Source organism: Serratia sp. CY55921, assembly GCF_052167655.1.
GTDB lineage: Bacteria > Pseudomonadota > Gammaproteobacteria > Enterobacterales > Enterobacteriaceae > Serratia > Serratia ureilytica.
In genome coordinates, this window is sequence record NZ_JBJNMU010000005.1 from 1 (window position 1) to 13,442 (window position 13,442).

At 60.2% G+C, this 13,442-nt stretch carries 11 protein-coding genes; 4 read left to right on the forward strand and 7 right to left on the reverse strand.

Annotated elements, in window-relative coordinates; genetic code table 11:
- The first annotated feature begins 162 nt into the window (after nucleotides 1–162).
- Together ACJ8M3_RS19455 and mdtD are read left to right on the forward strand one after the other, a co-directional pair.
- Nucleotides 163–852 carry a FadR/GntR family transcriptional regulator gene (locus ACJ8M3_RS19455; protein ID WP_033652336.1) on the forward strand — a complete coding sequence of 230 codons (690 nt, stop codon included), beginning with the start codon at nucleotides 163–165 and terminating at the stop codon, nucleotides 850–852.
- A 67-nt stretch (nucleotides 853–919) separates the two neighbouring features.
- Nucleotides 920–2,335 (forward strand): multidrug transporter subunit MdtD, encoded by a 1,416-nt coding sequence (gene mdtD / locus ACJ8M3_RS19460; RefSeq protein WP_033645165.1) that lies wholly within the window; start codon nucleotides 920–922, stop codon nucleotides 2,333–2,335.
- On the opposite strand, the gene rbsR is transcribed toward mdtD, so the two are convergent.
- From rbsR to kup, 7 genes are all read right to left on the reverse strand, one after another.
- Nucleotides 2,332–3,333 carry a ribose operon transcriptional repressor RbsR gene (gene rbsR / locus ACJ8M3_RS19465; protein WP_047573267.1) on the reverse strand — a complete coding sequence of 334 codons (1,002 nt, stop codon included), beginning with the start codon at nucleotides 3,331–3,333 and terminating at the stop codon, nucleotides 2,332–2,334. The genes mdtD and rbsR overlap by 4 nt on opposite strands.
- Nucleotides 3,334–3,337: 4 nt before the next feature.
- On the reverse strand, nucleotides 3,338–4,264 hold the full coding sequence (gene rbsK, locus ACJ8M3_RS19470) for a ribokinase (RefSeq protein WP_033645164.1): 927 nt from the start codon (nucleotides 4,262–4,264) through the stop codon (nucleotides 3,338–3,340).
- 61 nt (nucleotides 4,265–4,325) lie between these two features.
- Nucleotides 4,326–5,213 (reverse strand): ribose ABC transporter substrate-binding protein RbsB, encoded by an 888-nt coding sequence (gene rbsB / locus ACJ8M3_RS19475; protein ID WP_025160300.1) that lies wholly within the window; start codon nucleotides 5,211–5,213, stop codon nucleotides 4,326–4,328.
- Between the two features lie 24 nt (nucleotides 5,214–5,237).
- Nucleotides 5,238–6,206, reverse strand: a complete 969-nt coding sequence (gene rbsC / locus ACJ8M3_RS19480) for a ribose ABC transporter permease (protein ID WP_025304730.1) — start codon at nucleotides 6,204–6,206, stop codon at nucleotides 5,238–5,240.
- Between the two features lie 6 nt (nucleotides 6,207–6,212).
- Nucleotides 6,213–7,718, reverse strand: coding sequence for a ribose ABC transporter ATP-binding protein RbsA (gene rbsA / locus ACJ8M3_RS19485; protein ID WP_089197563.1), 1,506 nt, complete (start codon nucleotides 7,716–7,718; stop codon nucleotides 6,213–6,215).
- Nucleotides 7,719–7,725: 7 nt separating this feature from the next.
- Nucleotides 7,726–8,145 carry a D-ribose pyranase gene (rbsD, locus tag ACJ8M3_RS19490; protein WP_033645162.1) on the reverse strand — a complete coding sequence of 140 codons (420 nt, stop codon included), beginning with the start codon at nucleotides 8,143–8,145 and terminating at the stop codon, nucleotides 7,726–7,728.
- 170 nt (nucleotides 8,146–8,315) lie between these two features.
- Nucleotides 8,316–10,184: a low affinity potassium transporter Kup gene (gene kup, locus ACJ8M3_RS19495; RefSeq protein ID WP_015379467.1), complete on the reverse strand. Its 1,869-nt coding sequence runs from the start codon at nucleotides 10,182–10,184 to the stop codon at nucleotides 8,316–8,318.
- A gap of 283 nt (nucleotides 10,185–10,467) precedes the next feature.
- Between kup and ravA the strand changes: the two genes are divergently transcribed.
- Both ravA and viaA read left to right on the forward strand, forming a co-directional pair.
- Nucleotides 10,468–11,976, forward strand: a complete 1,509-nt coding sequence (gene ravA, locus ACJ8M3_RS19500; RefSeq protein WP_122004632.1) for an ATPase RavA — start codon at nucleotides 10,468–10,470, stop codon at nucleotides 11,974–11,976.
- 2 nt (nucleotides 11,977–11,978) lie between these two features.
- The gene (gene viaA / locus ACJ8M3_RS19505) at nucleotides 11,979–13,442 is read left to right on the forward strand and encodes an ATPase RavA stimulator ViaA (RefSeq protein WP_004933781.1); all 1,464 of its coding nucleotides are present in this window, start codon (nucleotides 11,979–11,981) and stop codon (nucleotides 13,440–13,442) included.

Genomic DNA, 13,442 nt, shown 5'->3' on the forward strand with positions numbered 1-13,442 from the left:
AGGCCGCAACCCCTAAATGCAAAAAACTTTTCAAGCGCGGATTTTTTCGGCAAAAGAGCGAAAAAGCGGCGAATTTATGTCACTTTTTCAGGCAAACAGCCATAAAAGCTGGCGATCACTGGAGTAAAATAGAAGAAACGAAGTCAGTAAGGATCCGCAGCCATGCCATTAAATGCACAACAACAGGCCGCCCAACGCAATCTTTCTTATCTGCTTGCAGAGAAACTCGGCCAACAAATTCTGGCAGGCGATTATCAGGCCGGCAGCATCCTGCCCGGTGAAATGGAACTGGGCGAGCAATTCGGCGTCAGCCGCACCGCGGTGCGCGAAGCGGTAAAGATGTTAGCCGCCAAAGGCATGTTGTTGCCGCGCCCGCGCATTGGCACCCGCGTGATGCCGCAAAGCCAATGGAATTTCCTCGATCAGGATTTACTGACCTGGTGGATGACGCGGGAAAACTTCGATCAGGTGATGCAACATTTCCTTATATTGCGCACCTCGTTGGAACCGCAGGCCTGCGCGTTGGCGGCAGACCACGCCAGCCCGCAGCAAACCAAACTGCTGGCGGAACTGATGGCGGAAATGCGCGCGCTGCATACCCAGTTTGATCGCGAGCGCTGGATCCAGGTCGATACCCAATTCCACCAGCTCATCTACGAGGCCAGCGGCAATCCGTTCCTGACCTCGTTCGCCAACCTGTTCAGTTCGGTGTATCAGAGTTACTTCCGCGCCATCACCGGCAATGAAGTGATCAAGCTGCGCCACCATCAGGCTATCGTCGATGCGATACTCGCCGGAGACAGCGCAGGCGCCCTCGTCGCCTGCCAAGTTTTGCTGAAAGAGAAAGACTAGACACGCTCCCCGCTTATAGATAGAAGAAAGAGATGAGGGAGAGACGACCATTTAACCAGGACCGACCATGACCCAATCCGCGCGCAGTATGGCAGGACTCCCGTGGATCGCCGCAATGGCGTTCTTTATGCAGGCGCTGGACGCCACCATCCTCAACACGGCGCTACCGGCGATCGCCCACAGCCTCGGGCACTCGCCGCTGGCGATGCAATCTGCCGTCATCAGCTATACGCTGACGGTGGCGATGCTGATCCCAGTCAGCGGTTGGCTGGCGGACCGCTTCGGCACCCGCCGCGTGTTCATCTTCGCCGTCACGTTATTCACCCTCGGTTCGCTGTTGTGCGCCCTCTCCCCCACGTTGAGCGTGCTGGTTGCCTCTCGCGTGCTGCAGGGCATCGGCGGCGCGATGATGATGCCGGTCGCGCGACTGGCGCTGCTGCGCGCCTACCCGCGCAGCGAACTGCTGCCGGTGCTGAACTTCGTCACCATGCCCGGCCTGGTCGGGCCGATTCTGGGGCCGCTGCTGGGCGGCTGGCTGGTGACCTACGCCACCTGGCATTGGATTTTCCTGATCAATATCCCTATCGGCCTGCTCGGCATCTTCTATGCGCGCAAGTACATGCCGGACTTCACCACGCCCAAGCGCCGCTTCGATTTTCTGGGTTTTATGCTGTTCGGCCTGAGCCTGGTGCTGATCTCCACCGGGCTGGAACTGTTTGGCGAGCGGGTGCTGGCGAGCTACGTTTCGCTGGGCATTCTGCTCAGCGGCTTCGTGATGCTGTTCGGCTACATCGCGCACGCCCGCCGTCATCCTCAGCCGCTGATCGGCCTCGACCTGTTCAAAACCCGCACCTTCTCGGTCGGCATCGCCGGCAACGTCGCGTCCAGGTTGGGCACCGGCTGCGTGCCGTTTTTGATGCCGCTCATGCTGCAGGTGGGATTTGGCTACACGGCGATCGTCGCCGGCTGCATGATGGCACCGACCGCCATCGGCTCGCTGATGGCGAAATCCACCGTCACTCAGGTGCTGCGCTGGTTCGGCTACCGTAAAACGCTGGTCGGCATCACCGTTATCATCGGAGCGCTGATCGCGCAGTTCGCCCTGCAGAGCCCAGGCATGCCGCTGTGGCTGATGATCCTGCCGCTGTTCGTACTGGGCATGGCGATGTCCACCCAGTTCACCGCCATGAATACCATCAGCCTGGCGGATTTGAACGACGCCAACGCCAGCGCCGGCAACAGCGTCCTGGCGGTCACCCAACAGCTGTCCATCAGTTTCGGCGTAGCGATCAGCGCGGCGGTGCTGCGTTTTTACGAATCCCTGTCGTTAGGCACTATGATCGACCACTTCCATTACACCTTTATCACCATGGGGATCGTCACCGTGGCGTCGGCGCTGGTATTTATGTTGCTGAGAAGGAAAGATGGCCGCAACTTGATCAGCGGCCAGGAAAGCAAGAAAGAAGCGAAGGCGGCCAGTTAACGGTGGCCCACCGAGGCGCGTTCCACCAGCTCGGGCGTCAGCACCAGCACCTGGGGAGCACGCTCCGGGTTTTGCAGGCGGTTGATCAGCGCATCGATCGCCAGCTCGCCCAGCGAATCCTTCGGCTGATGAATGGTGCTCAGCGGCGGCGCCAGATAACGCGCCAGTTCAATGTCATCGTACCCCATCACCGCCATATCCTGCGGCACGGAAAGCCCGGCCTGATACAGCGCCTGATAAACGCCTACCGCCACCGCGTCGTTGCCGGCGAACACCGCATGCGGCGGCTCTTTCAGCGCCAGCAGCTGGCGCATGGCGGTCACGCCGCCTTCAAACTCAAAGTCGCAATGCACTTCATACCCTGGCGGGATCGGTAATCCGGCGCGACGCATCGCGTTGCGATAGCCTTCCAGCCGGTGACGGGCGGTGGTTTTGTCCTGCGGGCCGGCGATGCAGGCAATCTTGCGGTAGCCGCGGGCGATCAGATGATCGGTCGCCATCTCGCCGCCCAGCAGCGAGTTATCCTGAATAATGTCGTTCGCGCCCTCGAACGGCGCCCAGTCCATCATCACGATCGGCAGTGACGGGTAACGGCTCAGAGCATCTTGCGATGGTCGGTGGTTTTCGGTGCACATCAGCAGCAAACCGTCGACGCGCTTTTGCAGCAGCGTCTCCATGCTGCGGTTCATGCGCGCGGCGTCTTCTTCGGTATTGCACAGGATTAAACTGTAGCCGCGTTCATAACAGCTGCGCTCCACGCCGCGCACCACTTCGGCATAAAACGGGTTGTTGCTGGCGGTCACCAGCATGCCGATGGTGCGCGTCTGATTGAGCTTCAGGCTGCGCGCCAGCGCGGAAGGCGCATAGTTCAGCTGTTCCACGGCCGCCATGACCTTGTCGCGCACGCTGTCGCTGACAAAGCGATTGTTGTTGACCACATGCGACACGGTAGAGGTTGAAACGCCCGCCAGGCGGGCGACATCTTTCATGGTGGCCAAAGGATCACCCCTGCTGCTGCAAGAAGGCGTCGATCTCTTCACGCCACGGCACCGAAGGCTGCGCGCCGGGGCGGGTCACGGCGATCGCCGCCGCCGCATGGGCGAAACGCACCGCGTCGGCCATGACTTTGCCTTCCAACAGGGCAGTCACCAGCGCACCGTTAAAGGTATCGCCGGCGGCGATGGTATCCACCGCTTGCACCTTGAAGCCGGGCACCAGTTTGCCGTTGCCGTTTTCGCTCAGCCACACGCCGCGGCTACCGAGGGTGATGATCACCGTCGCGATGCCCTTGTCGTGCAGCGCCTGCGCCGCACGCGCCGCATCCGCGTCGTTGTCCACGGCGATGCCGGTCAGGCGCTGGGCTTCGGTTTCATTCGGGGTGATCATATCGATCATGCCCAGCAGCTCGTCAGGTAGCTCACGCGCCGGGGCCGGGTTGAGGATCACCTGCGTTTGATGTTGCTTCGCCAGGCGGGCGGCGGCGATCACCGTCTCCAGCGGCGACTCGAGCTGCATCAGCAGGGCATCGGCGTCGATCACTTTTTGTTGGTAGCGCGCCAGGTAATCCGGCGTCACCGCGGCGTTGGCGCCGGCATTGATGCCGATCACGTTCTCGCCTTCGGCGTTGACGAAGATCAGCGCCACGCCGGTGGTGCTGTCGGCGATGGCTTCAATCGGTTGGGTATCAATGCGATCGCTCGCCAGCTGCCGGCGGACACGTTCGCCGATATCGTCGGCGCCCACGCAGGCGATAAAGGCGATCTTCGCCCCGCTGCGCCCGGCCGCCACCGCCTGATTCGCGCCCTTGCCGCCAAACGCCACCTTATACTGTTTCCCGATCACCGTTTCGCCCGGGTGGGGGAACTGTTCAATATTGAGGATATGGTCGGCATTGATGCTGCCAAGAACCACCAGCTTACCTGTTTCCATCGCATTGATTCCTGAATTGCGCGCCATCGTAAACGCCCCGTTCCGATGGCGCTGGTATGACTTACTGAGTGACCAGTTTCAAATCGACCGGGATGGTCGCCGGCACTTTTTCGCCTTTCAGCACTTTATCGGCGGTTTCCACACCGATCACGCCGATCTGATCGGGACGCTGCGCCACGGTCGCCGCCAGCTTGCCGCCTTCGACCGCTTTCACGCCGTCGGCGGTGCCGTCGAAGCCTACCACGATCACGTCGGTTTTACCGGCGGTTTGCAGCGCGCGCAGCGCACCTAACGCCATTTCATCGTTCTGGGCGAACACCGCCTGCACATCCGGGTGCGCGGTCAGCAGGTTCTGCATCACGTTCAGGCCCTTGGTGCGATCGAAATCGGCCGGCTGGCTGGCCAGCAGCTTGAATTTATTCTGATCCAGCGACTGCTTGAAGCCTTCACCGCGTTCACGCGCGGCAGAGGTGCCGGCGATGCCTTCCAGCTGAATCACCTTGGCATCGGCGCCCACTTTCTTGGCAATGAAATCACCGGCCATTTTGCCGCCTACGCGGTTATCCGAAGCGATGTGGCTCACCACGTCACCCTTGCTCGCCACGCGGTCCAGCGTGATGACCGGGATCTTAGCCTGGTTGGCCATCTTGATGGCGTTACCCACCGCGTCGGAGTCGGTCGGGTTGATCAACAGCAGCTTGGGCGCGCGCACCATCAGATCCTGCACGTTGGCCAGCTCTTTCGCCGGGTTGTTCTGGGAATCCAGCACCACCAGGTTGTAGCCCAGCTTGTTGGCCTCTTGCTGCGCGCCGTCCTTCATCGAGACGAAGAACGGGTTGTTGAGGGTGGACACCACCAGCGCGATGGTGTCTTTAGCCATGGCATTGGCGCTCAGGGTGGCGCTCAGCGCGATGGCGGAGGCTAAGGTTGCCAGTTTTTTCATTTTCATCATCGTGATTCCTGTAGGGGGAGGTTACTTGTTGCTTTTGTTATCTACCAGAACCGCCAGCAGTATCACCACTGCCTTCACGATCATTTGGTAGTAGGAAGAAACACCCAGTAAATTCAGGCCGTTGTTCAGGAAGCCGAGGATCAGCGCCCCGATCAGCGTGCCGACGATGCGGCCCTTGCCGCCGGCCAGGCTGGTGCCGCCCAGCACCACGGCGGCGATGGCGTCCAGCTCATAGCCGGTACCGGCGGTCGGCTGCGCCGACGACAGGCGCGCCACTTCGATCACCCCGGCCAGCGCCGCCAGCAGGCCGCACAGCGAGTAGACGATAATCTTCACTTTATCGACGCTGATGCCGGACAGGCGGGTCGCCGCTTCGTTGCCGCCCAGGGCATAAATATAGCGGCCCAGGCGCGTATGGTGCAGCATATACCAGGCGGCAATGAACACGATCGCCATGATCCAGATCGGCGTAGGCACGCCCAGCGGGCGGCCAATACCGAACCAGCCGAAGGTGTCGGCCACATCGGTGAAACCGGTGTTGACCGGGCTGCCGTTGGTGTACACCATGGTGACGCCGCGCAACAGCAGCATCATCACCAGCGTGGCGATAAAGGCCTGCACTTTGCCTTTGGCGACGATCACCCCGGTGCAGGCGCCAATCGCGGCGCCGAGCGCCAATGCCGCCGCCACCGCCACCAGCGCGTTGACCTCAAAGCCGACGATCGACGCCGCCACCGCGCCGGTCAGGGCCAACAGCGATCCTACCGACAGATCGATGCCGGACGTGAGGATCACCAGCGTCATCCCCACCGCCATGATGGCGTTCACCGAAGTCTGCTGCAGAATATTGAACAGGTTGTTCAGGGTGAAGAAGTTCGGGCTCATGGAAGAGACCACGGCGATCAGCACCAGCAGCGCAATCAACGACTTCTGCTCTAACAGCCACTCTTTACTGAACCAGCGCTTGGCTGCGATAGTCTGGGAACTCATATCTGATTACTCCTGCTTTACGCCGTATTGCTTGCCGACGGCTGCCGCCATCAACGCTTCCTGGGTGGCCTGTTCAATCGGGAATTCGCCGCTGAGATGCCCTTCGTGCATCACCAGAATGCGATCGCTCATGCCCATCACCTCCGGCATTTCCGAAGACACCAGAATGATGCTCAGCCCTTCCTGCTTGAACTGGTTGATTAACTGATAGATCTCTTTTTTGGCGCCGACGTCGACGCCGCGCGTCGGCTCATCGAGGATCAGCACCTTCGGCCGGGTCATCAGGCCGCGGGCGATCGCCACTTTCTGTTGATTGCCGCCGGAAAGCAGACCTATCGGCTGCTCCATCGACGGCATTTTGATATTGAACAGGCGGATGAAGTCCCCCACCGCCTGCCGCTCGTCGGCCTGTTTCAGGCTGCCGTCGGCGCGGCTGAAGTAGCGCAGCGCGGTCAGAGACATGTTTTCCTTTACCGACATGCCCAGCACCAGGCCGTCGCGCTTACGGTCTTCCGAGATATAGACGATGCCGTTCGCCAATCCATCCTGCGGCGAATGGGTGACTACCTCGCGGCCGTCGAGGTTGACGGTGCCGGCCTTGCGCGGCGCGGCGCCGTACAGAATCTTCATCAATTCGGTGCGCCCGGCGCCCATCAAGCCGGCCACGCCGAGGATCTCACCGCGATACAGCGTAAAGCTGACGTCTTCAACGCCGGGTCCGGAAAGATGACTGACTTCCAGCCGCTTTTCCCCGCGCGGTAAATCAAGGCGCGGGTATTGTTCTTCCAGCTTGCGACCGACCATCATTTCAATCAGCGAATCTTCCTGCAGCTCGCTCACCGGCCGCTCGGCGATGAACTGCCCGTCACGAAATACCGTCACGTCGTCGCAGATTTCAAAGATCTCTTTCAGACGGTGCGAGATATAGACGATGCCGCGCCCTTCGGCCTTCAGCTCGTTGATCACCTTGAACAGCGAGGCGGTTTCGGTGTCGGTCAGCGCATCGGTCGGTTCGTCCATGATGATCACTTTCGATTCGAAGCTCAGCACCTTGGCAATCTCCACCATCTGCTGATCGCCAATCGACAGCTCGCCCACCAGCCGGTGGCTGCTGTAGCGCAGGTTGAGGCGCGCCAGCAAGCGATCGGCCTCGGCGTACATGCGCTTCCAGTCAATGCGGCCGAAACGGTTGACGAACTCGCGGCCGAGGAAGATGTTTTCCGCAATCGTCAGCTGCGGGATCAGGTTCAGCTCCTGATGAATAATGCCGATGCCCGCTTCCTGCGAATATTTAGGCCCGTTGAACACCACCTCTTTACCGAGAAAATGCTGACTGCCGGCGTCTTTCTGGTAGATGCCGGTCAGCACTTTCATCATGGTGGACTTCCCGGCGCCGTTTTCCCCCACCAGCGCCATCACCTTGCCGGGATAAACGCTGAGGGCGGCGCCGGAAAGCGCCTTCACGCCGGGAAAGGTTTTATCAATCCCTTTCAGTTGCAGTAAAGGTTGCATAAACGCCTCAGAAAGTTACGCCGGCGCACAGGATCACGTTCGCGTAAGGCGAACACTCCCCGCTGCGGATCACCGCCCGGCTGTGCTCGGTTTGCGCTTTAAACGCCTGATGGCTGATATAACGCACGCCGATGGTATTGCCCTGGCGTTGGCCCAGTGCGGTCAATTCAGCCAACAATGCCTCGTGGAGCGACGGATTTTGTTTCACGATTTCTTCCGCCAGGATGGCGCTTTCTACCTGCATCTCTTGCGTGACCGCCGCGAACACCTGCATGAAGGTCGGCACGCCCTGCGTCAGCGCCAGATCGATGCGCTGCGTCGCCGCCGGTATCGGCAAACCCGCATCGCACAAGGTGAGCTGATCGGTATGCCCCAACCGGGCAATCACGGCAGACACGTCGGAATTCAGTAATACGCCTTTTTTCATCTTCTCACTCCGCTAGCGAAACGTTTCGCTCTCTGGAGGAGTGTAAAAAAACGGCAGGGGAAGGCAACCCGGACAATGCAGAAGTGTGATCGTCATCGAAACGTTTCGTTCGTGCACGGAGAAAGCGCAAACAAAAGGGGCTCAGCCTAGCTGAGCCCCTGTCAGGCGGGTTAGATCTCGACCTGCGTGCCGAGCTCGATGACCCGGTTCGGCGGGATTTCGAACTGATCCGGCGCGCGCAGCGCATTGCGGCTCAGAGCAACGAACAGTTTGCCGCGCAGGTAGAGGTACCATGGCCGCTTGGTGAGGATCAGCGATTCATGGGACATGAAGAACGACGTCTCCGACATGCGGCACGGCAACCCTTCCAGCCCGCAGCGGTGGAACACTTCCTCCACATTCGGCGTTTCGCGCCAGCCGTAGCTGGCCACCACCCGCCAGAAGGTCGGCGACAGCTGTTCGATGGTCACCCGACGCACGTTGTGCACGTAAGGCGCATCCTCGGTGCGCAGCGTCAGCAGCACCACGCGTTCATGCAGCACCTTGTTGTGCTTCAGGTTGTGCAACAGCGCAAAAGGAATGACGTTGGTGGCGCGCGACAGGAAGACCGCGGTACCCGGCACCCGCACCGGCGGCGATTTCTCCAGCGAGGCGATCATCGCCTCCAGCGAGTTGCCGTGCTCATGCAGACGGCGCAACAGGCGGAAACGCTCGCTCTTCCAGGTAGTCATAATGATGAACATTACCAGCGCCAGGGTCAGCGGCAGCCAGCCGCCGGAGAACAGCTTCAGGGCGTTGGCGGAGAACATCGGCACGTCGATGATCAGCAAGATGGTTACGATGCCGATCGCCAGGAAGCGGTTCCAGTGCCAGTTATTAATCGCCACCGAAGTGACCAGTATGCTGGTCAGCACCATGGTGCCGGTAACGGCGATGCCGTACGCCGCCGCCAGGTTGCTGGAGTGTTCGAAGCCGATGATCACCAGCACCACCGAGATATACAGCGTCCAGTTGATCACCGGAATGTAGATCTGGCCGGATTCCATTTCCGAGGTGTGAATGATGCGCATCGGCGACAAATACCCCAGGCGCACCGCCTGGCGAGTCAGCGAGAAGACGCCGGAAATCACCGCCTGCGAGGCGATGACCGTTGCCAGGGTTGCCAGAATCAGCAGCGGGATCAGCGCCCAGTCGGGCGCCAGCAGGAAGAATGGGTTTTTGATCGCTTCAGGGTTTTTCAGCAGCAGCGCCCCCTGGCCGAAGTAGTTGAGCACCAGCGAAGGCAGCACCACGGTGAACCAGGCCAGGCGGATCGGGAACTTGCCGAAGTGCCCCATGTCGGCATACAGCGCCTCAACGCCGGTGATCGACAGCACCACCGCCCCCAGCGCGAAGAAAGACACCTTCTTATATTCCATAAAGAAGTTGAGCGCCCATTTGGGATTCAGCGCCTGCAGCACTTCCGGGTTCGAAATGATGCTGCGCGCGCCCAGCACCGCCAACACGATGAACCACAACAGCATTACCGGGGCGAACAGCTTGCCGACGCTGCCGGTGCCGTGTTTTTGGATAACGAACAGCAGAGTCAGCACCAGAATCGAGAGCGGCACGATATAGGCGTCGAGCGCAGGCGCGGCGATTTCCAACCCCTCTATCGCCGACATCACCGAGATCGCCGGGGTGATCACCACCTCGCCATAGAAGAAGCTGCCGCCGATCAGGCCCAGTATCACCAGCACTGCGGTGGTGCGCGCCGAGGTATTGCGCCCGGCCAGCGACATCAGCGTCAAAATGCCGCCTTCGCCGGCGTTGTCCGCCCGCATCACGTAGGTGAGATATTTGAGGGAAACGATCACGATCAGCATCCAGAAAATCAGCGACAGGAAGCCGAAAACCACGTCTGGACGAACATCGAAGCCGTAATGGCCGGAGAAACACTCTCTCAACGTATAGAGAGGACTGGTGCCGATATCACCGTAGACCACGCCGATGGCAGCCAGGGTTACCGCCGATAGGGACTGCTTATGCTCTGCGCTCATAATTCGTTTCTTTATCAGAACATCCGTTAGCGATGCATCCGCATCAGGCAAAATACGGGCTCAAAGATCCGTCACGCCCACCAGAAAGCCGCACAGTATGCACCATTTATACGGCTTGCCTACCCTTATATCAGAGCCGAAAAATAAACAAAATGTGAACCGGATATCCGACTCAACTGAGAAAATTTTTACTAATCAATAAGCTATACCATTAAAAATAATGGTGGTTTATCATCGAATTATCGACCAAGATTGGCTAACTCTCGGACAATACGACGATTATATGACGCCATCATCCCTTCTGGCAGAACGAATTTCCCGCCTCAGCAGCGCGCTGGAGAGCGGCCTTTATGAGCGGCAAGAGGCGATCCGCCTGTGCCTGCTGGCGGCGCTGAGCGGCGAAAGCGTATTCTTGCTCGGCCCGCCCGGCATCGCCAAGAGCCTGATCGCGCGCCGGCTGAAGTTTGCCTTCCGCAACGCTCGCTCTTTTGAATACCTGATGACGCGCTTTTCCACGCCGGAAGAGGTCTTCGGCCCGCTCTCGATTCAGGCGCTGAAAGATGAAGGGCGCTATCAACGCCTGACCGCCGGCTATCTGCCAGAAGCGGAGATCGTGTTTCTGGACGAGATCTGGAAGGCCGGCCCGGCGATCCTCAACACCCTGCTGACGGCGATCAATGAACGGCGTTTTCGCAACGGCAACAGCGAAGAACCGATCCCGCTGCGCCTGCTGGTCACCGCTTCCAACGAACTGCCCGAAGCGGACAACAGCCTCGAAGCCCTGTATGACCGCATGCTGATTCGCCTGTGGCTGGACAAGGTGCAGGATAAACAGAATTTCCGCTCGCTGCTGGTCAACCGCCAGAGCGAAAGCCAAAACCCGGTGCCGGCGGCGCTGAGCGTCAGCGACGAAGAGTTTCTGCAGTGGCAGCCGCAGATCGATAAGGTCGCGCTGCCGGAAGCCTGCTTTGAGCTGATTTTCCAACTGCGCCAGCGGCTGGACGCGCTGGAACAGGCGCCGTACGTCTCCGATCGGCGCTGGAAGAAAGCCCTGCGCCTGCTGCAGGCCTGCGCCTTCTTCAGCGGGCGCGACGCCATCGCCCCGCTCGATCTGATGCTGTTGAAAGACTGCCTGTGGCACGATCTCACCTCGCTGAAGCTGCTGCAACAGCAGATCGATCAACTGCTGACCGAATCGGCCTATCAGCAGCAGTCGATGTTGATCCAACTGCAACAGATCCATACCCGCTGGATGCAGGACCAGCAGCAACAAAGCGACCGACAGGCCATCAGCCTGGTGAAAAAAGGCGGGATGTTCAGCCGCAAACCGCAATACGCACCGGCCACACCGTTCGCCGGCGGCACCCTCACCCTGCTGCTGCAAAAACCGCTGCAGCTGCATGACATTCAGGTCAATCATCTGAGCATCGAAAGCAGCGCGCTGGACACCTGGCTGCAAAAAGGCGGCGACGTGCGCGCCAAGTTGAACGGCATCGGCTTCGCGCAGCCGATCGATTTGGACGTCGATGACCAACTGCACCTGACGGTGTTGGACGTCAGCCGCCAGCCGTCGCTGCTGGCGCTGCCGGGCAAACAGGCTACCGCTACGCCGCAGGCGCTGCTGGATGAAATGGACGCATTGGCCCAGCGCCTGGCGGAACAGCGCCGCGCCTTCAGCCAACATCAGCCCTGCCTGTTCACGTCCGCCGCCGGTCTGGCCAAGATCGAAGCCAGTTTGCTGCAGGTCGCGGAACAGGTTAAACAGCAACAGCAGCAAATGCGCGGCCAGTAACCATGCTCAGTCTGGAGACGCTCGATCTGCTGCTGGCGATCACCGAAGGCGAGATGATCGAGGAGATGATCGTCGGCATGCTGGCCGCGCCGCAGCTGTCGGTATTCTTTAAAAAGTTTCCGGCCCTACGGCGGGCGCTGGATCGCGATCTGCCGCGCTGGAAGCTGCAGCTAAAGGAGCGTTTGCAGGAGGCCATGGTGCCGCCGGCGTTGGCGCAGGAATTTTACCGCTACCAACAGTGCCAGCTGGAGAACAATACCCAGTTCTATCACAACCTCAACGACACGATGGAGCTGCTGCGCCAGCTGGTTTCCCCGTTTTATGAACAGGCGCGCGCGCTGGTGGACGCCGCCGATCTGCCCAATCATCCGTTGGACGACAGTTTTCAAACGCTGTTTCTGCAGCGCTGGCGCATCAGCCTGACGCTGCAGGCCACCATGCTGCACCACCAGTTGCTGGAACAAGAGCGTGAGCAGCTGATGGCGGAACTGCAGGAACGCCTGGCGCTGAGCGGCGCGCTGGAACCGCTGCTGTCGGAAAACGACACCGCCGCCGGCAGGCTGTGGGACATGAGCAAAGGCCAGCTGCAGCGCGGCGATTACCAGCGGCTGGTGGAGTACGGCAACTTTTTGCAGCAGCAGCCGGAGCTGAAAAAGCTGGCGCAACAGCTGGGCCGCAGCTATCAGGCCAAAGCGGTGCAGCAACAGGACGCGCAGCCGGAGCCGTTCAGGGTTATGGTGCAGGTGCCGGCCACGCTGCCGGAAGAAGTGAGCGGCATTCATCAAAGCGACGACATTCTGCGCCTGCTGCCGCCGGAGCTGGCGACGCTGGGGATTGAAGAGCTGGAATTCGAGTTTTATCGCCGCCTGCTGGAAAAGCGACTGCTGAGCTACCGCCTGCAGGGCGACGTCTGGCAGGAACAGATCCTGATCCGTCAGGTCACCCACCAGCAGCAGGATCAGCAGCCGCGCGGGCCGTTTATCGTCTGCGTGGACACCTCAGGATCGATGGGCGGCTTCAACGAACAGTGCGCCAAGGCGTTCTGTCTGGCGCTGCTGCGCATTGCGCTGGCGGACAACCGCCGCTGCTACATCATGCTGTTCGCCAACCAGATCGTACATTACGAACTCACCGCCGCCAGCGGCATTGAGCAGGCAGTGCGTTTTCTCGGCCAGCAGTTTCGCGGCGGCACCGATCTGGCGGCCTGCCTGAACGCCACCGTCACCAAAATGGCGGAGAGCGGCTGGTTCGATGCCGATGCGGTGATCATTTCTGATTTTATCGCCCAGCGGTTGCCGGAGGAGGTAATAAAGAAGGTGAAACAGCAGCAGCAAAGCCACCAGCAGCGTTTCCACGCGGTGGCGATGTCCGCCTACGGCAAACCCGGCATCATGCGCATCTTCGATCACATTTGGCGCTTCGATACCGGGTTGAAAAGCCGGTTGATGCGCCGCTGGCGGCGCTAG